Origin of the sequence: Pseudomonas sp. NEEL19, assembly GCF_028751975.1 — a bacterium.
Classification (GTDB): Bacteria; Pseudomonadota; Gammaproteobacteria; order Pseudomonadales; family Pseudomonadaceae; genus Aquipseudomonas; species Aquipseudomonas juntendi.
On sequence record NZ_CP081491.1, the window covers coordinates 4499899 to 4523388 of the forward strand.

The window sequence follows — 23490 nt, forward strand, 5'->3', positions numbered from 1 at the left end:
ATGCCGCACATTCTGATCGTCGAAGACGAAACCATCATCCGCTCGGCCTTGCGTCGTCTGCTCGAGCGGAACCAGTACCAGGTCAGCGAAGCCGGCTCGGTGCAGGAAGCCCAGGAACGCTTCAGCATTGCCACTTTCGACCTGATCGTCAGTGACCTGCGCCTGCCAGGTGCACCCGGCACCGAGCTGATCAAGCTCGGCCAAGGCACCCCGGTGCTGATCATGACCAGCTACGCCAGCCTGCGCTCAGCCGTGGACTCGATGAAGATGGGCGCGGTGGACTACATCGCCAAGCCCTTCGACCACGACGAAATGCTGCAAGCGGTGGCCCGCATCCTGCGCGACCGGCAGAACGCCCCGGCTGCGGCACCGGCTGCCGAGCCCCGCGCCAGCACCGGCAAGGCAGCCCCTGCCGACAAAGCGGCCCCGGCAGCGGCCAATGGCGACATTGGTATCATCGGCTCGTGCCCGCCCATGCAGGACATGTACAGCAAGATCCGCAAGGTGGCCCCAACCGATTCCAATGTGCTGATCCAGGGCGAATCGGGTACCGGTAAAGAGCTGGTGGCGCGCGCCCTGCACAACCTGTCGCGGCGGGCCAAGGCGCCGATGATTTCGGTGAACTGCGCGGCCATCCCCGAAACCCTGATCGAGTCCGAACTGTTCGGCCACGAGAAAGGCGCGTTCACCGGCGCCAGTGCCGGCCGTGCGGGCCTGGTGGAGGCCGCCGACGGTGGTACTTTGTTCCTTGATGAAATCGGCGAACTGCCCCTGGAAGCCCAAGCCCGCCTGCTGCGCGTGCTGCAGGAAGGGGAAATTCGCCGGGTCGGTTCGGTGCAGTCGCAAAAGGTCGATGTGCGCCTGATCGCCGCGACCCACCGCGACCTGAAGAACCTGGCCAAGGCCGGCCAGTTCCGCGAAGACTTGTACTACCGCCTGCACGTGATCGCCCTGAAGCTGCCCGCGCTGCGCGAGCGCGGCAGCGACGTCAATGAAATCGCCAGTGCCTTCCTGGCCCGCCAGAGTGCGCGCATCGGCCGGGATGACCTGCACTTCTCTGCCGAAGCCGAACAGGCCATTCGTCACTACAGCTGGCCGGGCAACGTACGTGAGCTGGAAAACGCCGTGGAGCGCGCGGTCATTCTCAGCGAGAGCGCAGAAATTTCTGCCGACCTGCTGGGTATCGACATCGAGCTGAGCGACCTGGAAGAAGACGATATTCTCGACAACGCCCTGGCGGTGGCCAGCGCGGCCAATGCCAGCCACGAGCCGACCGAGGACTTGTCCCTGGAAGACTACTTCCAGCACTTCGTGCTCGAGCACCAGGACCACATGACCGAGACCGAACTGGCCCGCAAGCTCGGCGTCAGCCGCAAATGCCTGTGGGAACGCCGCCAACGCCTGGGCATTCCGCGGCGCAAGAGCAACGCCACCAGCGATAACTGACCTGCCTGGGTGGGAGGTTCCTCCTGCCCCTTCTCTACCAGCCTCACCGGCCTGTTCGCGGGCTCGCCCGCTCCCATAAGCACGGCGCAACCTTGCAGCCCGCGGTGATCCTGTGGGAGCGGGCAAGCCCGCAAAACGGCCAGCCACCACACCCCAGGTAACACATCTGCCGCCGCAAAAATCTGTTACCCACCCTCTGCGCCGTAACAGTCACCGAGGCGTACGGTAACGAAAATTCCACATTGCGGGCCTGCCACAAACCTGCAGAATCCACCAACCCATTGATTTTACCGGTTTTTCAAAAGTTGGCACGGCACCTGCTATATCTCTGGTACAAGAACAATAACAAGCACTGCAACTCATAATAAGAACAAGACGAAACGGCTCACGCACAATAAAAACAAGACGGCGGAGGCGCAGCTAACTGATTCTTTTGGAGAGGATGCGTGTTTGGGGCTTGCCCCACGACCAGGCAGAGAACAACAAAAACTGCACTAAAAAGCAGCGCCTGAACTGGTTGGATCGACAGATCAACGTGACATCAGCGGCCAAAGCAATCCGTTTGCTCTTTACCCCCGGTTTGGGGGTCGTCCACAAGCTTCAGGCTTTGTGGGCAGGGCACTCAACAAAAACAAAAAGCCCGGCAAAAAAATAATAAGAGCACGCAACGACACTTCTTGGGGAGCTTAGGCTCCCCTTGTCGTTTCTGCGATTCCCGCAGGCTTCCTGCTACCCGCCTACACCATTCCCTGAGTAAATGCTAGAATCCCCGCCCATCATGCGGCCATTCTCCTATTCTTGGCCGAACATTCCTTCAAACAGTGCATCCCATGCTGAAGAAGCTGTTCCAGTCGTTCCGCCCGCCCGTACCGGGCCAGCACCACAGGCGCACCACGCCTGAGGTGATCAACAAGAGCCAGCACTCGTTGCAGCGCCACCAGTTCAGCCGCCACGCGGTGAACATTGTCGAGCGCTTGCAGGCTGCCGGTTACCAGGCCTACCTGGTCGGTGGCTGCGTCCGCGACCTGATGCTGGGCATTACGCCGAAAGACTTCGACGTTGCCACCAGCGCTACCCCTGAACAGGTCCGTGCCGAGTTCCGTAATGCGCGCATCATTGGCCGCCGCTTCAAGCTGGTCCATGTGCATTTCGGCCGTGAAATCATCGAAGTCGCTACCTTCCGTGCCCCGCATACGGAAGATGACCAGAATGACAGCCACCGTTCGTCGCATAACGCCAGTGGTCGCATCCTGCGTGACAACGTATACGGCACCCTGGAAGAAGACGCGCAGCGCCGCGACTTCACCATCAACGCCCTGTACTACGACCCGGTCAGCGAGCGCATTCTCGATTATGCCAACGGCGTGCACGATGTTCGCAACCGCCTGCTGCGGCTGATCGGCGACCCGACGCACCGCTACCAGGAAGACCCCGTGCGCATGCTGCGCGCAGTGCGCTTCGCGGCCAAGCTGGACTTCGGTATCGAGAAGCACACCTTCAAGCCGATCCGCGAACTGGCCCCACTGCTGCGCGAAATCCCGCCAGCGCGCCTGTTCGAAGAGAGCCTGAAGCTGTTCCTGTCGGGCCAAGGTGCCATCGCCTTTGAAATGCTCGTCGACCTGGAGCTGTTCGAGCCGCTGTTCCCGGCCAGTGCGCACGCGCTGGAAGAGCGCCCGACCTATACCCACACGCTCATCAGCCAGGCACTGAACAACACCGACCTACGGGTGAAGCAGGGCAAACCGGTAACGCCGGCGTTCCTGTTCGCCGCGCTGCTGTGGCCTGCCCTGCCAGCCCGCGTGCTGCATTTGCAGAGCCAGGGCGTACCCCCGATTCCGGCCATGAATGGCGCAGCCCACGACCTGATCGCCGAGCAATGCGCCCGCATCGCCATCCCCAAGCGCTTCACCCTGCCAATCCGGGAAATCTGGGACATGCAGGAGCGCCTGCCACGCCGCAGCGGCAAGCGCGCCGACATGCTGCTGGACAACCCGCGCTTCCGTGCCGGTTACGATTTCCTGCTGCTGCGTGAAAGCGCGGGCGAAGAAACCGACGACCTGGGGCAATGGTGGACCGATTACCAGGACGCCAACGACAGCGAGCGCCGCGAGATGATCCGCGACCTGGGCAACCGTGACGAAGGCAGCACTGCCGGCCCGCGTAAACGCAAGCGCAGCGGCAGCAAACGCAAGCGCGCTGGCGACGAGGCATTCGAGTGACGACGCGCGCCTACGTCGGCCTGGGCAGCAACCTGGCTGCACCGGCCGAGCAGTTGCGCAGCGCGTTGCAGGCGCTGGACCAGGTCGCGGCCACGCGCCTGGTAGCAGCCTCTGCCTTTTACACCAGCGATTCGCTGTTGCCCGGGCAGCCACGCTATACCAACGCCGTCGCGGCGCTGGACACCCAGCTGGCACCGCTGGCCTTGCTCGATGCCCTGCAAGCCATCGAGAACGACCAGGGCCGGGTGCGCGCGGAGCGCTGGGGCCCACGCACGCTGGACCTGGACATCCTGCTGTTCGGCGACCAGGTGCTCGATGAGCCCCGCTTGACGGTGCCGCATTACCACATGCATGCCCGCCCCTTCGTACTGTACCCGCTGGCCGAGCTGGTACCGGGCGACTTCCGCCTGGCCGATGGCCGCGCCCTTGCGCAGCTGCTTGAGGCTTGCCCATTCATCGGCCTGGAGCGCTTGTAAACCGGGTGCTCCAGCCCGTTGCACCGGCCGGGTAACGCCAGTAACACCCTGATCGTAACAATGCGGTAACAGGGTGATTGACTTCCCCCACCTCGCTCACGACTATAGGCGTCCCGTGTGGCAACTGACTGCCGCATACCCGTATTTAGGCCCGGACGGACCTGTGCCCGAACATCACGCGCGATGATGTGCCGCTCCGGAAGATGACTACACGCGTTGAATGCAGTCGTTTTTTACAGCGCCTGAACGAGGAATTTCCTACATGCCTGAAGTAACCCTGACCACCCTGCATGGCCTCAAGGCCAAGGGTGAAAAAATCACCATGCTGACCTGCTACGACGCGACCTTCGCCAAAGTCGCCAGCCAGGCCGGTGTTGAAGTGTTGCTGGTGGGCGACTCGCTGGGGATGGTCCTGCAGGGCCACGACAGTACCTTGCCGGTCACCACGGCCGACATGGCCTACCATACCGCCAGCGTCAAACGTGGCAATGACGGCGCGCTGATCCTGGCAGACCTGCCATTCATGGCCCATGCCACCCCGGAACAGGCCTTTGCCAACAGCGCCACGCTGATGCAGGCAGGCGCCCACATGATCAAGATCGAAGGTGCCGCCTGGCTGGCAGAAACCATTCGCCTGCTGGCTGAGCGTGGCGTACCGGTGTGTGCGCACCTGGGCCTGACCCCGCAGACCGTCAACGTACTGGGCGGCTATAAGGTGCAGGGCCGCCAGGAAGCCCAGGCCCGGCAGATGCGCGCTGATGCCATTGCCCTGGAACAGGCCGGTGCAGCCATGCTGCTGCTGGAGTGCGTCCCCAGCGAACTGGCCGCGGAAATCACCAACGCGGTCGGTATTCCGGTGATCGGCATCGGCGCCGGCAGTGCCACCGATGGCCAGGTGCTGGTGCTGCACGACATGCTTGGCCTGTCGCTGAGCGGCCGGGTGCCCAAGTTCGTGAAGAACTTCATGCAGGGCCAATCGGATATCCACAGCGCCCTCGTCGCTTACGTCGAGGCCGTCAAGCAAGTCAGTTTCCCAGGCAGCGAACACGGGTTCAGTGCATGAATACAGTCAAGACCGTCCGCGAACTGCGCGCAGCAGTAGCCCGTGCCCGCGGTGAGGGCAAGCGCATCGGTTTCGTGCCGACCATGGGCAACCTGCACAGCGGCCACGCGGCCCTGGTCACCAAGGCCGCGCAGCGTGCCGATTTCGTGGTCGCCAGCATCTTCGTCAACCCGCTGCAGTTCGGTGCCAACGAAGACCTGGACAGCTACCCGCGTACCTTGGCCGCCGACCAGGAGCGCCTGCTGCAAGCCGGCTGCAACCTTTTGTTCGCACCCAGCGTGGCAGAGATGTACCCCGACGGCATGAGCGTGCAAACCCGGGTCAGTGTTCCCCAGCTTTCCGAAGGCTTGTGCGGCGCCAGCCGGCCAGGGCATTTCGAAGGTGTGGCCACCGTGGTCACCAAGCTGTTCAACATGGTCCAGCCAGACCTTGCGGTGTTCGGTGAAAAGGACTTCCAGCAACTGGCAGTGATCCGCGCCATGGTCCGCGACCTGAACATGCCGATCCAGATCATTGGCGAGCCTACCGTGCGGGCCAACGATGGCCTGGCGCTGTCTTCGCGTAATGGTTACCTCACGCCCGAGCAGCGGGCCACCGCGCCTGCGCTGTACCGTACGCTGCAGCATATGGCTTCGGCCATTGTCCGCGGGCAGCGGGACTTTGCCGCGCTGGTTGCCCAAGGGCAGGCGCAGCTGATTGCCGCGGGTTTGCGTCCAGATTACCTGGAAGTGCGCCATGCCGTGAGCCTGCGCCCGGCGGTGATCGATGATCGCGACCTTGTGGTGATTGCGGCGGCTTACCTGGGTAACACCCGGTTGATCGACAATCTGTACCTGCACGTGGAAGAGAAAACCGCATAAAGGCCTTGGGGGCTGCTTTGCAGCCCCCTCAAAATCCCCGTCCCACAGCCATTCCCAGCGCGTGACCTTTGCCTATAATGATGCAGCCTGAACCCGGCAATGACTGCCGTGTCAAAGGCCTCACCACGCATTAAGGGAACCCCGCGCAATGGCGTATTACCGTACACCCCACGATGTGACGGCGCTGCCCGCCTGGCAGGCGCTTCAGCAACACCGCGACGCCATGCAGAGCTTCAGCATGCGCGACGCCTTCGCCGCCGATGCCCAACGCTTCGACCAGTTTTCCCTTAGCGCTTGCGGCCTGTTCCTCGACTACTCGAAAAACCTGATCACCGAGCAAACCCGCGATCTGTTGGTCAACCTGGCCAACGAAGTGGGCCTGCAGGACGCTATCAAGTCGATGTTCAGTGGCGAAATCATCAACGCCTCCGAAGGCCGCCCGGTGCTGCACACCGCATTGCGCCGGCCGGTTGGCGACAAACTCAGCGTCAACGGTGTGAACGTCATGCCGGAAGTGCACAAGGTACTCAACCAGATCACCGAACTGGTTGGCCGCATCCATGACGGCCTGTGGCGTGGCTACAGCGAAAAGCCGATCACCGACGTGGTCAACATCGGTATCGGCGGCTCGTTCCTCGGCCCGGAGCTGGTTTCCGAAGCCCTGCTGCCCTACGCGCAGCGCGGTGTACGCTGCCACTACCTGGCCAACATCGACGGCAGCGAGTTCCACGAACTGTCGGCCAAGCTGCGCGCCGAAACGACCCTGTTCATTGTTTCGTCGAAGTCGTTCAACACCCTCGAAACCCTGAAAAATGCCATGGCCGCGCGTACCTGGTACCTGGCCCAGGGTGGTTCGGAGGCCGAGCTGTACCGCCACTTCATTGCGGTTTCCAGCAACAAGGCTGCCGCGGTGGCCTTCGGTATCCGCGAAGAGAACATCTTCCCGATGTGGGACTGGGTGGGGGGGCGCTACTCGCTGTGGTCGGCCATCGGCCTGCCGATCGCCCTGGCCATCGGCATGGCCAACTTCAAGGAGCTGTTGTCCGGCGCCTACACCATGGACCAGCATTTCCAGACCGCGCCGTTCGACAAGAACATGCCGGTGCTGCTGGCCCTGCTGGGCGTGTGGTACGGCAACTTCTGGGGCGCCAGCAGCCATGCGATCCTGCCGTACGACCATTACCTGCGCAACATCACCAAGCACCTGCAGCAACTGGACATGGAGTCCAACGGCAAGAGCGTGCTGCAGGACGGCACCCCGGTCAAAACCGAAACCGGCCCGGTAATCTGGGGTGGCGTCGGCTGTAACGGCCAGCACGCCTACCATCAGTTGCTGCACCAAGGCACCCAGCTGATTCCGGCCGACTTCATCGTGCCGGTCGTGAGCTTCAACCCGGTCGCCGACCATCACCAGTGGCTGTACGCCAACTGCCTGTCGCAAAGCCAGGCCCTTATGCTGGGTAAAACCCGCGAAGAAGCCGAAGCCGAACTGCGTGGCAAGGGGCTGAACGAAGCAGACATCGAAAAGCTGGCCCCGCACAAGGTGATCCCGGGCAACCGCCCGAGCAACACCCTGGTGGTAGAGCGCATCAGCCCACGCCGTTTGGGGGCGCTGGTGGCCATGTATGAACACAAGGTGTTCGTGCAAAGCGTGGTCTGGGGCATCAACGCCTTCGACCAGTGGGGCGTCGAGCTGGGCAAGGAACTGGGCAAGGGCGTGTACCAGCGCCTGGTCGGCAGCCTGGACGACAGCGCCGAAGATGGTTCGACCCAAGGCCTGATCAACTACTTCCGCGGCCGTCATCGCGGGTGATCTCAAGCCTGTGCCGGCCGCTTCGCGGGCACGCCCGCTCCCACAGCGATAGCGCCGCCCGCGAGTGGGGCGTAGTACCTGTGGGAGCGGGCATGCCCGCGAAGCGGCCGGCACAATTTGAACACCTCTCCCAGCTACACTGTCCTATCGAATAGCCGTTGCAGTCCCTCGCCCCTTACAAGAGCAGGACCACCGCCATGTTCGATATCCGCAACTATCCCCAGGCCCTGGCCGTCAGTCAGTCCGCCGCCCTCACACCTGACGACTACCAGCGCCTTTACCGCCAGTCGGTGGAAGACCCCGACGCCTTCTGGGCCGAGCAAGCCAAGCGCCTGGACTGGATCAAGCCGTGGTCAAGCGTGCAGCAGTGCGACCTGCGCTCCGGCGAGGCCCGCTGGTTCGACGGCGCACAGCTCAACGTCAGTTACAACTGCATCGACCGCCACCTGGCCCAGCGCGCTGAGCAGACGGCCTTGCTGTGGGAAGGCGACGACCCGAAAGATGCCAAAGCCATCAGCTACCGCGAACTGCACCGCGAAGTCTGCCGCCTGGCCAACGCCCTGAAGGCGCGCGGGGTGAAGAAAGGCGACCGCGTGTGCATCTACATGCCGATGATCCCCGAAGCAGCGTTCGCCATGCTGGCCTGCACCCGCATCGGCGCTATCCATTCGGTGGTGTTCGGTGGCTTCTCGCCGGACGCCCTGCGTGATCGTCTTCTCGATGCCGACTGCCGTACGGTGATTACCGCCGATGAAGGCGTGCGCGGCGGCAAGCGTATCCCGTTGAAGCAGAACGTCGACAAAGCCCTGGCCAGTTGCCCGGCCGTCAGCAGCGTCTTCGTGGTACGCCGTACCGCAGGCGCGGTGGACTGGGCCGAGGGCCGCGACCTCTGGTACCACGAGGCAACCGAACACGCCGGCGACGATTGCGCCCCCGAGCCCATGGCAGCCGAAGACCCGCTGTTCATCCTCTACACCTCTGGCAGCACCGGCAAACCCAAGGGCGTGCTGCACACCACCGCCGGCTACCTGTTGCAGGCAACCCTGACCTTCAAGGTGGTGTTCGATTACCGCGACGGCGAAGTGTTCTGGTGCACCGCGGATGTGGGCTGGGTCACCGGGCACAGCTACATCGTCTACGGCCCATTGGCCAACGGCGCCATCTCGCTGATGTTCGAAGGGGTACCGAACTACCCGGACACCTCGCGCTTCTGGCAGGTGGTGGACAAGCACCAGGTCAATATTTTCTACACCGCGCCGACCGCGCTGCGGGCACTGATGCGCGAGGGCTCGGGGCCACTGCAGGGCACCTCGCGCAAAAGCCTGCGCCTGCTGGGCAGTGTCGGCGAGCCGATCAACCCGGAAGCCTGGGAGTGGTACTTCGAAGCGGTCGGGCAAAAGCGCTGCCCCATCGTCGACACCTGGTGGCAGACCGAAACCGGCGGCATCATGTTGACCCCCCTGCCCGGCTCGACCACGTTCAAGCCGGGCTGTGCCACCCAGCCCATGTTCGGCGTACAGCCCGCCCTGCTGGATGAAAAGGGCGAGGTGATCGACGGGCCGGGTGCCGGCCTGCTGGTGATCAAGGCCAGCTGGCCCGGGCAGATCCGCAGTGTCTATGGCGACCACCAGCGCATGGTCGACACGTATTTCAAACCCATGCCCGGTCATTACTTCACCGGCGATGGCGCCCGCCGTGATGCCGACGGCGACTACTGGATCACCGGGCGTATTGACGATGTGATCAATGTGTCAGGGCACCGTATCGGCACGGCCGAAGTGGAAAGCGCACTGGTGTTGCATGATCGCGTCGCCGAAGCCGCCGTGGTCGGCTACCCGCATGACCTCAAGGGCCAGGGCGTGTACGCCTTCGTCACGGCCATGAATGGCATTACGCCGGACGAAGCGCTCAAGGCCGAGCTAGTCGCCCTGGTCAGCAAGGAAATCGGCAGTTTCGCCAAGCCGGAGCTGATCCAGTGGGCCCCGGCACTGCCCAAGACCCGCTCCGGCAAGATCATGCGGCGTATACTGCGCAAGATCGCCTGCAACGAACTGGACAACCTGGGCGATACTTCGACGCTGGCCGACCCCGCCGTGGTGCAGGACCTGATCGACAAACGCCTCAACCAGTAACCGGCGGCCGCTGCTGATGACCGCCCTGTATCGCAGGTCGCCATGGAAGCCCTACGCCGCCGTATCGAAACCCAGGTCATGAGCCTTACCGGGCTGGCCCTCGGCCAGCTCGACCTAGAGTCCCCCAAGGGTGACCCAGGGCTGTTCGGCCCGCACAGTGTCAGTTGGCAGGTGCATGGCGATTTTCCGAGCATGCTGGTCGGCGGCATCAGCGCACTCATGCTGCAGGTGTTGCATCCGCTGGCCCTGGCCGGCGTGTGGGACCACTCCAACTTCCGCGAGGACTTGCTCGGCCGCCTGCGGCGCACCAGCCAGTTCATCTCCGGTACAACCTTCGGCGCGACCGGTGATGCCGAGTGGCTGATCGAGAAAGTGCGCACCATCCACCTGCAAGTGACCGGCACCGCGCCGGATGGCCGCCACTACGCGGCCAGCGACCCAGCCTTGCTGACCTGGGTGCATGTGGCAGAGGTCAGCAGCTTTCTGGCCGCCCACTTGCGCTACCGTAACCCGCACCTGCCGCGCAGCGAGCAAGATGCCTACTACAACGAAATCGCCTTGATCGCCGAGCGCCTTGGCGCCCGTGACGTACCACGCTCGTGCCAGCAGGTGGACGCCTACCTGCAAGCCATGCGCCCGCAACTGCACTGTGATGCGCGCAGCCGGGAGGTCATGCGGATTCTGCTCGACGCCCCTGCCCCCAGCCGCCTGGCTCAACCGGTGGCCAAACTGATGCTGCACGCCGGCATCGACCTGCTGCCTGGCTGGGGCCAGAGCCTGCTTGGCCTGCAGCACCGGCCCTGGCAGCAGCGCCTGATCCGCCTGGGCCTCAAGGCCACGGCAGCGCTGCTGCGCTGGGCAATGCGCGACGGTTCCGCGCACCGCGCCAGGCGGCGCATGGGCATCGAGTGAGGGCAACAGGTCGCGCCTGCGGAACTGATTTAACGTGCCATACTCCAAGCACTCCTGCTCAGACCGACGAAGCGACACATGTACAAAGGATTGACTCGCGCCGCTGGCGCCATCGTGGCCCTGGTAGCCCTCTACAGCCTGCTTGGGTTCCTGATTCTTCCCGGCGTGGCGCTGCGTATCGCCAATCAGCAATTGGCCAAGTACGCTACCGTGCCCGCGCACCTTGAACGCATCGAACTCAACCCCTTCAGCCTCGAGCTGACCCTGTGGGGCCTGCAGCTTGGCGAGCCTGGCAAGGAGCAGGTCGGTTTCGACCGGTTGTACGCCAACCTGTCGCTGGACAGCCTGTGGAGCAAGGCCCTGCACCTGGAAGCGGTCGAGCTCGACAAGCCCCGCAACCAAGTCCTTTTCGCCAAAGACGGCACACTCAACCTGACGACGTTGTTCAAGCTGCCGCCGAGCGAAGCCAAGCCCGACGAGCCACCCAGCGACCCCTTCCCGTTGCGTATCGGCAGCATCAAGCTCAAGCAAGGCTTGCTGCACTTCCAGGACATGCGCCCGAGCGAGCCCATCGAGTTCCTCTACGACAACATGAACCTGGAGCTGAAGAACCTCAGCACCTTGCCTGACGACAACGCCGACATGACCCTGGTGGCCAACGGCCCCAACGGCGGGCGCATCGACTGGAACGGCACCCTCAGCCTGTCGCCGATCGCCTCGCAAGGCACGCTGAAAGTCACCGACGCCAAGATGAAGCTGTTCTGGCCCTACGTGCGCGATGCCGTGCCCCTGGTGCTGCAGGACGGCCTGGTCAGCCTTCAGACCCAGTACAAGCTCAACCTCGCCAAGCAGACCGAGCTGCTGCTGGACAACGCCACGCTGCGGGTGGCCCCGTTCGCCATCAACGCGCCAGACGGCCGCCCGTTGGCGCGCCTGGCCAACCTGGAGGTGAGCGAGACGACCGTCGACCTGGTCAAGCAACAGGTGAGTGTGGGCAAGCTGCGCAGCGACAAGCTGGAAACCTGGGCTGCACTGGAAAAGGACGGCCAGCTCGACTGGCAGAAGCTGTTCGCCAGCCAACCGGCCAAAGCCACGCCGAAAGAAAAGGCCGAACCGGCTGCCGCCGGCCCTGCGCCTGAGCCGCAATCGGCCAACGAACCGGCCAAGCCTTGGCAGGTATTGCTCAAGGACGTGCAACTGCGCAACTACCTGGTGCACCTGGCAGATCGCAGCCAGAAAGAACCGGTAGCGCTCGATGTCGGCCCGCTGAATGTCGACCTGCAAGGCTTCGACAGCCTCAACCAGTCCCCCTTCACCCTCAAGCTCGATACCGGCGTAGGCAAGCAAGGCAAGCTGCAGGCCGCCGGCCAGGTGAACCTGGCGCCCATCCAGGCCAAGCTCGACGTCAGCACCCGCGACATCGACCTGCGCGTGGCCCAGGCCTACGTCAGCCCGTTCATCCTGCTGGAACTGCGCAGCGGCATGCTCGACAGTGACCTCAAGGTCGACCTGAAGAACACCGCGCCACTGGCCTTCACGGTCTCCGGCAAGGCCCAGGTCAGCCAACTGCATACTTTGGACACCATCAAGAGCCGGGACTTCGTGAAATGGCAACAGGTCAACGTAGACGGCTTGTCGTATGTGCACGGTGATGCCCTGTCGATCGACAAGGTGACCCTGCAGGAGCCCTACGCGCGCTTCATCATCAACGAAGACCGCACGACCAACGTCAATGACCTGTTGATCCCGCAACCGGCCGGCGCCAAGCCAAGCAGCCAGGCCACAACGGCCCCCGCCAGCAGCAGCAAGCCGCTGGGCATTCATATTGGCCAGGTCGACATCAAGAACGGCTCGGCCAACTTTGCCGACCTGTCCCTTACCCCCAACTTCGCCACCGCCGTGCAGCAACTCAACGGGCAGATCGGCACCATCGACAACCGCAAGCCGGTGCCTGCCAAGGTTGACGTGAAAGGCAAGGTCGACCGCTACGCCCCGGTTACCATCAAGGGCGCCCTCAACCCGTTCAACCCGCTGGCCAGCCTGGACATCGCCACCAGCTTCAAGCGCGTCGAGCTGACCACCTTGACGCCCTACTCCGGCAAATTCGCCGGTTACCGCATCCGCAAAGGCCGGCTCAACCTCGACTTGCACTACCTGATCACCAATGGCCAGCTCAAAGCCGAGAACAAGGTGGTGGTGGAGCAACTGCAGTTAGGTGAGAAAGTCGACAGCCCGGATGCGGTCGACCTGCCGATCCGCCTGGCGGTGGCGTTGTTGAAGGACACTCAAGGCAAGATCTCGATCGAGCTGCCGGTGTCGGGCGACCTCAACAACCCGCAGTTCAGCGTTATGCCGATCGTCTGGCAAACCCTGCGCAACCTGGTGCTGCGGGCAGCCCAGGCGCCCTTCAAGTTCATCGGTGGGCTGATCACTGGCGGCGGTTCGCAAGACCTGGGTAACGTCGCCTTCGCCCCCGGTTCCAGTACCCTCAGTGGCGATGCCCAGGCGGCGCTGGACAAGCTGGCTTCCGCGCTTAAAGAACGCCCGGAATTGCGCCTGGAAATCGAGGGCACCAGCGCCCAGGCCAGCGATGGCCCACTGATTGCCCAGCAACGCCTGGAACGTGAGTATCAGGCCACCTGGTACAAGATATTGCAGCGCCGCGGCGACAAGGTGCCTGCCAATGCCTCTATGCTGGTGGTCGACGACAGCGACAAACCCGCGATGCTCGAAGGCATCTACCGTACACGCCTGAAGCAACAACCGCCGGCCGAATGGGAGCAACTAAGCCGTGACGAACGCACAGCCAAGTTGCGCGATGCGGTGATCAAGTCGTGGGCGGAGAGTACTGCATTGTTGCGCACGCTGGGTCAGGAGCGGGCCAGCAGCATCAAGGATTACCTGGTCGACAAAGGCAAGCTGGAAGATGACCGGGTGTACTTCATCGACACCAGCCTGGGGCAGCCCGAGAAAGACGGCCGGGTAGTCACCCCGATGCATCTGGATGCCGAGTAGGCGCACCGTCACAAATGAAAAGCCCCGGCCTATGCCGGGGCTTTTCATTTGTGACGGTGGCCAAATCCGTTTGGCCGACGGGACATTCCTTATTCGGCTTTCAGGCCGTCAGCCGAAACGGCCTGTACGCCTTTGATCTTCTTGGCGATGTTGACTGCCATTTCTTTCTGGGCATCAGTCACTTTCATGTCAGACGACAGCGAAACCACGCCTTTGTTGGTTTCTACCTTGATGTCGCTGCCCGGTACGCCTTTCTCGGTCATCAGGTCAGCCTTGACCTTGGTGGTGATCCAGGTATCGGAGGTAGCTTCCTTGGCTTTGGTCACCTCACCGGCCGCCAGCATCATCGGGGCCTGGGTGGTCTGTTGGGCAAAAGCCGCGTTAGCCATGGTCAGGGTCAGAGCGGTAGCAGTAGCGGCAGCAATGGCGAACTTCTTCATGTGGGTCACTCCTGTTTTTCGAAAGGTCTGCGCCGTGTGTCCTGGCGTCAGGTATGAAGGTAGTTGCATGCGCTGTGCCAGGTTTTGATTTTCTATTAAAACCTTATAAATCAGTACTTTAGCGATTAAGCGAAACGGCAGTAATCATGCATTTTGCAATCTGCACCTGCAACCTGCATGCAAGATGCAAGTCCGCAAAAGGTTCCCGCCCCGGTCAAAAAAAAAGAGCCCCGAAGGGCTCTTCCATTGCTGCGTAGCGGTCGCTTAAACGCCCGAGGCCTTGGCCGCGGCTACGTCCTTGATCGACAGCTTGATACGGCCGCGGTTGTCCACGTCCAGCACCAGTACTTCAACTTCCTGGCCTTCCTTGAGGATGTCGGTGACTTTCTCGACGCGCGCATCGCTCAGCATGGAGATGTGCACCAGGCCGTCTTTGCCAGGCAGGATATTGACGAAGGCGCCGAAGTCGACGATACGCTCGACCTTGCCGACGTAGATCTTGCCGATCTCGGCCTCGGCGGTGATGCCCAGGATGCGCTGCTTGGCAGCATCTGCCGCTTCCTTGGTTTCGCCGAAGATCTTGATCGAGCCGTCGTCTTCGATGTCGATCGAAGCCTTGGTCTCTTCGCAGATGGCGCGAATGGTGGCACCGCCTTTACCGATCACGTCACGGATCTTGTCGGTGTCGATCTTCATCGAGATCATGGTAGGCGCGTTGGCCGACAGCTCGGTACGCGACTGGCCAATGACCTGGTTCATCTGGCCGAGGATGTTCAAGCGCGCTTCCAGGGCTTGGCCTAGGGCGATTTCCATGATCTCTTCGGTGATGCCGTTGATCTTGATGTCCATCTGCAGCGCGGTGACGCCTTTGGCGGTACCGGCTACCTTGAAGTCCATGTCGCCCAGGTGGTCTTCGTCACCGAGGATGTCGGTCAGGACCGCGAACTTGTCGCCTTCCTTCACCAGGCCCATGGCGATACCGGCCACTGGCGCCTTCATCGGCACACCGGCGTCCATCAGCGCCAGCGAAGCACCGCAGACCGAAGCCATGGAGCTGGAACCGTTGGATTCGGTGATTTCCGAGACCACGCGGATGGTGTACGGGAACACGTCGGCGGCAGGCAGCATGGCCTGGACCGAACGACGGGCCAGACGGCCGTGGCCGATTTCACGACGGCCAGCGCCGCCCATGCGGCCACACTCACCTACCGAGAACGGTGGGAAGTTGTAGTGCAGCATGAAGGGGTCTTTCTTCTCGCCTTCGAGGGTGTCCAGCAGCTGGGCGTCACGGGCAGTACCCAAGGTCGCAACCACCAGGGCCTGGGTTTCACCGCGGGTGAACAGCGCCGAACCGTGGGTTTTCGGCAGCACGCCCACTTCGATGTTCAGCGGGCGAACGGTCTTGGTGTCGCGGCCGTCGATACGTGGCTTGCCGTTGACGATGTTTTCGCGAACGGTGCGGTATTCGATTTCGCCGAAGATGTCTTTTACTTCAGCAGCCGAAGGCTGGCCTTCTTCACCGGAGAACTTGGCCACCGCCTGGTCACGCAGCTCGCCCAGGCGCGCGTAGCGGTCAGCCTTGACGGTGATGGTGTAGCCTTGCGAAACCGCTTCGCCGAACTCGGCACGGATGGCGTTGAACAGCTCAGTGTTGGCCACCGCAGGTTTCCAGTCCCAGGTTGGCTTGCCCGCTTCGGCAGCCAGCTCTTTCACGGCCTGGATCACGGCCTGGAACTCGTCATGGGCGAACAGTACCGCGCCCAGCATCTGGTCTTCGGTCAGCTCCTGGGCTTCGGATTCAACCATCAGAACGGCGTCGGAAGTACCGGCAACGACCATGTCCAGGCTGGAGGCAGCCAGTTGCTCGTAAGTCGGGTTCAGCAGGTAGCCGGTGCTTTCGTGGAAGGCCACGCGCGCGGCGCCGATCGGGCCTTCGAACGGAATACCGGAAATGGCCAGGGCAGCCGAGGTACCGATCATCGCAGCGATGTCCGGGTCAGTCTTCTTGCTGGTGGAAACCACGGTGCAGACGACCTGCACTTCGTTCATGAAGCCTTCCGGGAACAGCGGGCGGATCGGACGGTCGATCAGGCGCGAGGTCAGCGTCTCTTTCTCGGAAGGACGGCCTTCACGCTTGAAGAAGCCACCTGGGATCTTGCCGGCGGCGTAGGTCTTTTCCTGGTAGTGAACCGACAGCGGGAAGAAGCCCTTGCCTGGATCAGCCTGTTTGGCGCCTACCACAGTCACCAGCACGGTGACGTCGTTATCGACGGTGACCAGCACGGCGCCGGTTGCCTGACGGGCAATACGGCCCGTTTCGAGAGTGACGGTCGATTGACCGAACTGGAAAGTCTTGATTACCGGGTTCACGGTTTCCTACCTTTTTCAGTGGCTCTTGGGGGAACTGGTTTCTTGCGAATTCTTGGGCAGAACGGGGAATCGGCCCCATTGACCGTCCAGATACAACACGAGGCTGGGAGCCTGGCCGCTGCGCGGTAAACCGCTCAGCTGAACCAGGCTGCCAACCTCGGAGATACGCGTGGCGTGCCCGACGACCCTGCTGCGAAACAGCAAAGCCGAAGCCTGCGACACGCCATGCACACCACTGACCAGGCCGCTATTAGCGACGCAGGCCCAGGCGACCGATCAGGGCGCTGTAACGAGTGGTGTCTTTGCCCTTCAGGTAGTCCAGCAGCTTACGACGCTGGTTAACCATACGGATCAGACCACGACGGGAGTGGTGGTCTTTATCGTTGGCCTTGAAGTGGCCTTGCAGCTTGTTGATGTTGTGGGTCAGCAGAGCAACCTGCACTTCCGGGCTACCGGTATCGCCGGCGGCTTGCTGATATTCGGCAACGATCTTAGCTTTTTCTTCAACGCTGAGGGCCATTTGGCTTCTCCTGATAACGGATCCCGCATGCGGGGTCCAATAGGCCAGGGACAAATCCCTGTATTAATAAAAAAGGTGTGACCGTGCCTACTGACAGCCACCCTTGCTGCCGTGGGGTTCGGCAATTGCCTGGCCCCGCGGTTTCGGTCATTCCGACCGAATAAGCCGACGTGGCGCGATGCGCCCGTCTTCGCTCACTTCACCGATACCGATGAAGCGCGCATTATGATCCTGTACCCGGACCATGCCAAATTGTGGCGCGTCCGGCGCGCGTACCGCCTGCCCATGCAGCCAGTAGAACGCACTGTGTTCGGACAGGCTGACCATTGGCCAGTCCTGCAGGCCGCTGTCCGAGGGCATCAGGAAGCGGTCCAGCGCTTCGTTGCCGCCTTCGGCGTGAGCCTGTTCGAGCGCTTCGAGAGTCACCGTCTGTGCCAGCGCGAAGGGCCCGGCCTGGGTCCTGCGCAGCTCGGCAACATAGGCGCCGCAGCCAAGGGCCTCGCCAATATCCTCCACCAGGGTGCGGATATAGGTGCCTTTGCTGCAACCTACGCTCAACCGGGCACGGGTGCCTTCGCACTCGAGCAACTCCAAGCGGCCAATAGTAACAGAACGCGCCTCGCGCTCCACTACCTCTCCTGCACGTGCCAGCTTGTACAGCGGCTGGCCATCACGCTTGAGTGCCGAGTACATCGGCGGTATCTGGCTGATGGGGCCGCGAAAACGCGGCAGCACCGCCTCGATATCGGCGCGACCAACGGTCACCTCACGGGTCTGCAGAACCTCACCTTCGGCGTCGCCGGTGTTGGTAGTCTGCCCCAGCTGCATGACCGTTTCGTAGCCCTTGTCGGAGTCGAGCAGGTACTGCGAAAACTTGGTCGCCTCGCCAAAGCACAACGGCAGCACGCCGGTTGCCAGCGGGTCGAGGCTACCGGTGTGGCCGGCCTTTTCCGCATTCAGCAGCCAGCGTACTTTCTGCAGGGCGGCATTGGAGGTGAAGCCCAGCGGCTTGTCCAGCAGGATGATGCCGCTGACGTTGCGGCGGATACGTTTGACCTGGGCCACCGCTTACTCCTTGGTGTCCGGCTCGTCGGCTTCCTTGTGCATGCGGTCTTCGGCCACTGCACGCTCGATCAGCGCCGACAGGTGCACACCGCGGCTGACACTTTCATCGAAGTGGAAGTGCAGTTGCGGCACGCTGCGCAGTTGCATCGAACGCCCCAGGTGCAGGCGCAGGAAGCTGGCAGCGCTGTTGAGTGCCTTGAGCGACTGCTGCACGGCGTCCGGGGTTTCTTCGCCCATGACGGTGATGAACACCTTGGCATGGCCCAGGTCGCGGCTCACGTCCACGGCGGTGATGGTCACCAGGCCGACACGCGGGTCCTTGACTTCGCGACGGATCAGCTCGGCCAGCTCGCGCTGCATCTGATCGCCAATACGTTGGGTACGGCTATATTCTTTGGCCATTCTTGCTACCTGTAACTTAAAGCGGCAAACGCCCGGGCAGACCTGAGCCTGACCGGGCGCTACCTGAAGAGGTACCGCAAGCCGCCCTGCAAGGGGCGCTTGCGGCTCGCTCGCCCTTAAAGGGTACGAGCCACCTGGACTTTCTCGAAGACTTCGATCTTGTCGCCGACCTTGACGTCGTTGTAGCTCTTGACGCCAATACCGCACTCCATGCCCGAACGCACTTCGGAGGCGTCGTCCTTGAAGCGACGCAGCGATTCCAGCTCGCCTTCGAAGATCACAACGTCGTCGCGCAGTACGCGGATCGGACGGTTGCGGTACACGGTACCCTCGATGACCATACAGCCAGCGATGGCGCCGAACTTCGGCGAACGGAACACGTCACGCACTTCGGCAACACCCAGGATGTTCTCGCGAACATCGCTGCCGAGCATGCCGGTCAGGGCCTTCTTGACGTCTTCGATGATGTCGTAGATCACGTTGTAGTAACGCATATCCAGACCTTCCTGCTCGACGATCTTGCGCGCACCGGCATCGGCACGCACGTTGAAGCCGAACAGTACAGCGTTCGAAGCCAGCGCCAGGTTGGCATCGCTCTCGGTGATACCACCGACGCCACCACCAATCACGCGCACTTGCACTTCGTCGTTGCCCAGGCCGCCAAGCGAACCCTGCAGCGCCTCGAGAGAACCACGCACATCGGTCTTGAGCACGATGTTGAGGGTTTTCTTCTCTTCCTGACCCATGGTCTCGAAGATGTTTTCCAGCTTGCCGGCGTGAGCGCGGGCCAGCTTGACCTCGCGGTACTTGCCTTGACGGAACATGGCAACTTCGCGGGCTTTCTTCTCGTCGGCAACCACGGACAGCTCGTCACCGGCTTCCGGGGTACCGTCCAGGCCAAGGATCTCGACCGGGATCGACGGGCCGGCTTCTTTCACAGGCTTGCCGTTCTCGTCGAGCATGGCACGCACGCGGCCATAGTTGGAACCGCAAAGCACCATGTCGCCCTGACGCAGCGTACCGTCCTGAACCAGGATGGTCGCGACCGGGCCGCGGCCCTTGTCCAGGCGCGATTCGACGACCACGCCACGACCAGGTGCAGTCGGGGTAGCAGTCAGCTCGAGGATCTCGGCCTGCAGCAGCACGGCTTCGAGCAGCTCGTCGACACCGGTACCCATCTTCGCCGATACCTTGACGAATGGCGTGTCACCACCCCAGTCCTCGGAGGTAACGCCTTCGACGGCCAGTTCGTTACGGATACGATCGAGGTCAGCACCCGGCTTGTCGATCTTGTTCACTGCAACCACCAGCGGAACGCCAGCTGCCTTGGCATGCTGAACCGCTTCGCGGGTTTGCGGCATTACGCCGTCGTCCGCCGCCACCACCAGGATGACGATGTCGGTCGCCTTGGCACCACGGGCACGCATCTGGGTGAACGCAGCGTGGCCCGGGGTATCGAGGAAGGTGACCATGCCGCGGTCGGTTTCCACGTGGTAGGCACCGATGTGCTGGGTAATGCCACCGGCTTCGCCAGCAGCAACCTTGGCACGACGGATGTAGTCGAGCAGCGAGGTCTTGCCATGGTCAACGTGACCCATGACGGTAACCACCGGCGCGCGGGACTCGGCCTGGCCTTCGAACTTCAGCGATTCGGCCAGGGAATCTTCCAGCGCGGTGTCGCTGATCAGCGTGACCTTGTGGCCCAGCTCTTCAGCGATCAGCTGGGCAGTTTCCTGGTCGAGCACCTGGTTGATGGTGACCGGAGTACCCATCTTGAACATGAACTTGACCACTTCAGCGGCCTTGACCGACATCTGCTGGGCCAGTTCGGAGACGGTGATGGTCTCGCCGATGGTCACGTCACGGATGACTGGACCGGTCGGGTTCTGGAAGCCGTGCTGGTTACGCTTCTTCAGCTTGCTCTTGCCACCACGACCACGACGGGCGCCGTCGCTCTCTTCATCGGTGGTACGCGGAGCGGCACGTGGCGTTGGAGCCTTTTCCTTCTCCTTGACCTTGACCTTGATCGACACACGAGGGGCTTCGCCACGACGACGGTCGTCATCACGGGTACGGCTCTCGTTGCGACGGGTCTCGTCCTTCTTGCGCTCGGCAGCACGGGCTGCAGCGTCTTCGGAGGCTGGCGCGTCGGCGACGACCGGGGCCGGGGCAGCGGCAGGAGCCGGCTCTGGCTTGGCGGCAGGCGCCGGGGCTGCTGTTGCGGTATCGGCAGCCTGACGGCGAGCCTGTTCCTCGTTGCGCTGGCGAACTTCGGCCTCGACCTTGTCGCGCGCGGCGTTTTCGGCCGCACGGCGCTCTTCCAGCTCACGCTTCTGCTCAGCCTGGATTTCTTCCGGGCTGCGCTGCACGAAAACTTTCTTCTTGCGTACTTCTACGCTGATGCTCTTGCTACCGGCGACACGCAGGGTGCTGGTGGTTTTGCGCTGCAAGGTAATCTTGCGCGGCTCTTCCGCCTTGCTCTTGTGGCTGCTTTTCAAATGAGTCAGCAGGGTCTGCTTCTCATTGTCGGTCACTACCTGACCGGCGTCGGTGTGCGGCAGACCTGCCTCACGCATCTGCTGCAGCAGGCGCTCTACCGGTGCCTCGACCTCTTGGGCCAGTTCTTTCACCGTGACTTGCGTCATGCACTTCTCTCCTCAGGCCGCGCCTAATTACTCGAACCAGTGGGCTCGGGCGGCCATGATCAACTTGCCGGCACGCTCTTCGTCGATGCCGTCGATGTCGAGCAGATCGTCGATCGACTGCTCGGCCAGGTCTTCGCGGTTAACCACGCCGCGCACCGCCAGTTCAGCCGCCAGGTCCTTGTCCATGCCCTCAAGGGAGAGCAGGTCTTCGGCCGGGTGGGCGTCTGCCAGTTTTTCTTCGGTAGCGATGGCCTTGGTCAACAAACGGTCCTTGGCTCGAGCGCGGAGCTCATTGACGATATCTTCGTCAAAGCCATCGATGTTGAGCATTTCTTCCAACGGTACGTAGGCAATTTCTTCGAGGCTGGTGAAGCCTTCGTCGACCAGCACTTGGGCCAGCTCCTCGTCGACTTCCAGTTCATCGATGAAATTGCGCAGGATGTCACCGGTTTCGGCCTGTTGCTTGGCCTGGATGTCCTTCTCGGTCATCACGTTCAAGGTCCAGCCGGTCAACTGACTGGCAAGACGAACGTTCTGACCGCCACGGCCAATGGCCTGGGCCAGGTTGTCCTCGGCGACGGCGATGTCCATGGCATGGGCATCTTCATCAACGATGATCGCCGCGACTTCAGCCGGCGACATGGCGTTGATGACGAACTGCGCCGGGTTATCGTCCCACAGGACGATATCCACACGCTCACCACCCAGCTCCCCGGATACAGCCTGGACGCGCGAACCACGCATGCCGATACAGGCACCTTGCGGGTCGATACGCTTGTCCTTGGAGCGGACGGCGATCTTGGCTCGCGAACCCGGGTCACGGGAAGCAGCCATGACTTCGATCAGGCCCTCGGCAATTTCCGGCACTTCAATGCGGAAAAGCTCGATCAGCATCTGCGGCGCGGTGCGCGACAGGATCAGCTGAGGGCCACGGTTTTCAGTGCGAATTTCCTTCAGCAGCGCACGCAGGCGCACGCCAACACGGAAGGTTTCGCGGGGAATGATGTCTTCGCGGGCCAACAGGGCCTCGGCGTTGTTGCCCAGGTCAACGATGACGTTGTCGCGGGTAACCTTTTTAACGGTACCGGAGATGATTTCGCCAACGCGTTCGCGGTAGGCATCGACCACCTGGGCACGCTCGGCCTCGCGGACCTTCTGCACGATGACCTGCTTGGCGGTCTGGGCGGCGATGCGACCAAATTCGATGGACTCGATCTTCTCTTCGATCACGTCACCTACCTTGGCTTCAGGGTGGGTGTCCTTGATCTTGTCCAGCCAGGTCTCGATCGCCGGATCGTCCAGATCGGCTTCATCGACCACGGTCCAGCGACGGAAGGTCTCGTAGCTACCGGTGTGGCGGTTGATTTCCACACGCAGATCGACTTCGTCTTCAAAACGTTTTTTGGTTGCAGTGGCCAGGGCCACCTCCAGCGCTTCGAAAATGACGCCGGGCGGTACACCTTTTTCGTTGGATACCGATTCAACAACCAGCAGTACTTCTTTGCTCATCGTACGCCTCGCCTTGCGCAAGCCATTGGGCCCGGATAGTCCGCCGGGCCCGGCACGTCTCAGTCAAAACTGGGAATAATATTGGCCTTGTCGATCGAATCGATCGGCAGAAGGAATTCCTGGTTGTCCACCTGGACCACCACGTCCTGCTCCTCCACACCGCGGAGAAGGCCCTGGAAGTTACGACGACCCTCGAAGGGTGAGCGCAGCTTGATCTTCACTTGTTCGCCGGCATGCGAGGCAAACTGTTCCAGAGTGAACAGTGGGCGATCCATGCCTGGGGAAGACACCTCGAGGGTGTATTCACTGCTGATTGGATCTTCCACATCGAGGATTGCGCTGGCCTGACGGCTGACTGCTTCGCAATCGTCCACCAGAATACCGCCTTCCTTGTCGATGTAGATGCGCAATACCGAATGCTTACCCTGGGAAACGAACTCGATCCCCCAGCATTGATAGCCCAGACCCTCGACAACCGGGGCCAACAAGGCCTGCAACTGTTCTAGCTTGCTCGACACCTGAACCCCCTCGTGCATGCTGTGCAAATAAAAAATGGGCAAAGCGCCCATCCCTGAAAGCGCCGTTGGACAACGACGCCGAAAC

17 protein-coding genes are annotated in these 23490 nt (G+C 62.2%); 9 read left to right on the plus strand and 8 right to left on the minus strand.

The annotated features are described in order from the left end of the window. The 9 genes from K4A76_RS20010 to K4A76_RS20050 all read left to right on the plus strand — a co-directional run bounded on the left by K4A76_RS20010 (position 1) and on the right by K4A76_RS20050 (position 13936). Positions 1 to 1446 (plus strand): sigma-54-dependent transcriptional regulator, encoded by a 1446-nt coding sequence (locus K4A76_RS20010; RefSeq protein ID WP_054913922.1) that lies wholly within the window; start codon positions 1 to 3, stop codon positions 1444 to 1446. An 830-nt stretch (positions 1447 to 2276) separates the two neighbouring features. Then, the gene (locus tag K4A76_RS20015; RefSeq protein ID WP_009685365.1) at positions 2277 to 3665 is read left to right on the plus strand and encodes a polynucleotide adenylyltransferase PcnB; all 1389 of its coding nucleotides are present in this window, start codon (positions 2277 to 2279) and stop codon (positions 3663 to 3665) included. After that, the gene (gene folK / locus K4A76_RS20020; RefSeq protein ID WP_054913923.1) at positions 3662 to 4141 is read left to right on the plus strand and encodes a 2-amino-4-hydroxy-6-hydroxymethyldihydropteridine diphosphokinase; all 480 of its coding nucleotides are present in this window, start codon (positions 3662 to 3664) and stop codon (positions 4139 to 4141) included. The genes K4A76_RS20015 and folK overlap by 4 nt, the downstream gene beginning before the upstream one ends. A 262-nt stretch (positions 4142 to 4403) precedes the next feature. After that, positions 4404 to 5204 carry a 3-methyl-2-oxobutanoate hydroxymethyltransferase gene (panB, locus tag K4A76_RS20025; protein ID WP_274410996.1) on the plus strand — a complete coding sequence of 267 codons (801 nt, stop codon included), beginning with the start codon at positions 4404 to 4406 and terminating at the stop codon, positions 5202 to 5204. Then, positions 5201 to 6064, plus strand: a complete 864-nt coding sequence (panC, locus tag K4A76_RS20030; protein ID WP_274410997.1) for a pantoate--beta-alanine ligase — start codon at positions 5201 to 5203, stop codon at positions 6062 to 6064. Before panB ends, panC begins: the two co-directional genes overlap by 4 nt. A 148-nt stretch (positions 6065 to 6212) precedes the next feature. Then, positions 6213 to 7877 carry a glucose-6-phosphate isomerase gene (pgi, locus tag K4A76_RS20035; RefSeq protein ID WP_161891945.1) on the plus strand — a complete coding sequence of 555 codons (1665 nt, stop codon included), beginning with the start codon at positions 6213 to 6215 and terminating at the stop codon, positions 7875 to 7877. A gap of 197 nt (positions 7878 to 8074) precedes the next feature. Further along, positions 8075 to 10009 (plus strand): acetate--CoA ligase, encoded by a 1935-nt coding sequence (gene acs, locus K4A76_RS20040; protein WP_274410998.1) that lies wholly within the window; start codon positions 8075 to 8077, stop codon positions 10007 to 10009. A gap of 42 nt (positions 10010 to 10051) precedes the next feature. Then, positions 10052 to 10921: an oxygenase MpaB family protein gene (locus tag K4A76_RS20045; protein WP_274410999.1), complete on the plus strand. Its 870-nt coding sequence runs from the start codon at positions 10052 to 10054 to the stop codon at positions 10919 to 10921. Between the two features lie 78 nt (positions 10922 to 10999). Continuing rightward, positions 11000 to 13936 carry a DUF748 domain-containing protein gene (locus K4A76_RS20050; protein ID WP_274411000.1) on the plus strand — a complete coding sequence of 979 codons (2937 nt, stop codon included), beginning with the start codon at positions 11000 to 11002 and terminating at the stop codon, positions 13934 to 13936. 89 nt (positions 13937 to 14025) lie between these two features. Here the strand turns inward: K4A76_RS20050 and K4A76_RS20055 are convergent, their stop codons facing one another. The 8 genes from K4A76_RS20055 to rimP form a co-directional block, all read right to left on the minus strand. Next, positions 14026 to 14376 (minus strand): BON domain-containing protein, encoded by a 351-nt coding sequence (locus K4A76_RS20055; protein WP_274411001.1) that lies wholly within the window; start codon positions 14374 to 14376, stop codon positions 14026 to 14028. Positions 14377 to 14640: 264 nt separating this feature from the next. After that, positions 14641 to 16746 (minus strand): polyribonucleotide nucleotidyltransferase, encoded by a 2106-nt coding sequence (gene pnp / locus K4A76_RS20060; protein WP_009685354.1) that lies wholly within the window; start codon positions 16744 to 16746, stop codon positions 14641 to 14643. 250 nt (positions 16747 to 16996) lie between these two features. Further along, positions 16997 to 17266: a 30S ribosomal protein S15 gene (gene rpsO / locus K4A76_RS20065; RefSeq protein WP_009685353.1), complete on the minus strand. Its 270-nt coding sequence runs from the start codon at positions 17264 to 17266 to the stop codon at positions 16997 to 16999. A 147-nt stretch (positions 17267 to 17413) separates the two neighbouring features. Then, positions 17414 to 18331, minus strand: coding sequence for a tRNA pseudouridine(55) synthase TruB (truB, locus tag K4A76_RS20070; RefSeq protein ID WP_009685352.1), 918 nt, complete (start codon positions 18329 to 18331; stop codon positions 17414 to 17416). Between the two features lie 3 nt (positions 18332 to 18334). Beyond that, a complete protein-coding gene (gene rbfA / locus K4A76_RS20075) occupies positions 18335 to 18733 on the minus strand; it encodes a 30S ribosome-binding factor RbfA (protein WP_009685351.1) in 399 nt (132 codons plus the stop codon). Between the two features lie 116 nt (positions 18734 to 18849). Further along, positions 18850 to 21378 carry a translation initiation factor IF-2 gene (gene infB, locus K4A76_RS20080; RefSeq protein ID WP_009685350.1) on the minus strand — a complete coding sequence of 843 codons (2529 nt, stop codon included), beginning with the start codon at positions 21376 to 21378 and terminating at the stop codon, positions 18850 to 18852. A 27-nt stretch (positions 21379 to 21405) separates the two neighbouring features. Beyond that, positions 21406 to 22887: a transcription termination factor NusA gene (gene nusA, locus K4A76_RS20085; protein WP_009685349.1), complete on the minus strand. Its 1482-nt coding sequence runs from the start codon at positions 22885 to 22887 to the stop codon at positions 21406 to 21408. A 59-nt stretch (positions 22888 to 22946) separates the two neighbouring features. Continuing rightward, positions 22947 to 23405 carry a ribosome maturation factor RimP gene (rimP, locus tag K4A76_RS20090; protein WP_009685348.1) on the minus strand — a complete coding sequence of 153 codons (459 nt, stop codon included), beginning with the start codon at positions 23403 to 23405 and terminating at the stop codon, positions 22947 to 22949. Between the last annotated feature and the right edge of the window lie 85 nt (positions 23406 to 23490).

Excerpts from the sequence above, each read along its gene's own strand:
- K4A76_RS20015 (WP_009685365.1), top strand. The coding sequence starts at position 2,277 with ATGCTGAAGAAGCTGTTCCAGTCGTTCCGCCCGCCCGTACCGGGCCAG.
- rpsO (WP_009685353.1), bottom strand. The coding sequence starts at position 17,266 with ATGGCCCTCAGCGTTGAAGAAAAAGCTAAGATCGTTGCCGAATATCAG.
- nusA (WP_009685349.1), bottom strand. The coding sequence starts at position 22,887 with ATGAGCAAAGAAGTACTGCTGGTTGTTGAATCGGTATCCAACGAAAAA.
- K4A76_RS20010 (WP_054913922.1), top strand. The coding sequence starts at position 1 with ATGCCGCACATTCTGATCGTCGAAGACGAAACCATCATCCGCTCGGCC.
- panC (WP_274410997.1), top strand. The coding sequence starts at position 5,201 with ATGAATACAGTCAAGACCGTCCGCGAACTGCGCGCAGCAGTAGCCCGT.
- infB (WP_009685350.1), bottom strand. The coding sequence starts at position 21,378 with ATGACGCAAGTCACGGTGAAAGAACTGGCCCAAGAGGTCGAGGCACCG.
- K4A76_RS20055 (WP_274411001.1), bottom strand. The coding sequence starts at position 14,376 with ATGAAGAAGTTCGCCATTGCTGCCGCTACTGCTACCGCTCTGACCCTG.
- K4A76_RS20050 (WP_274411000.1), top strand. The coding sequence starts at position 11,000 with ATGTACAAAGGATTGACTCGCGCCGCTGGCGCCATCGTGGCCCTGGTA.
- pgi (WP_161891945.1), top strand. The coding sequence starts at position 6,213 with ATGGCGTATTACCGTACACCCCACGATGTGACGGCGCTGCCCGCCTGG.
- rbfA (WP_009685351.1), bottom strand. The coding sequence starts at position 18,733 with ATGGCCAAAGAATATAGCCGTACCCAACGTATTGGCGATCAGATGCAG.
- acs (WP_274410998.1), top strand. The coding sequence starts at position 8,075 with ATGTTCGATATCCGCAACTATCCCCAGGCCCTGGCCGTCAGTCAGTCC.
- K4A76_RS20045 (WP_274410999.1), top strand. The coding sequence starts at position 10,052 with ATGGAAGCCCTACGCCGCCGTATCGAAACCCAGGTCATGAGCCTTACC.
- panB (WP_274410996.1), top strand. The coding sequence starts at position 4,404 with ATGCCTGAAGTAACCCTGACCACCCTGCATGGCCTCAAGGCCAAGGGT.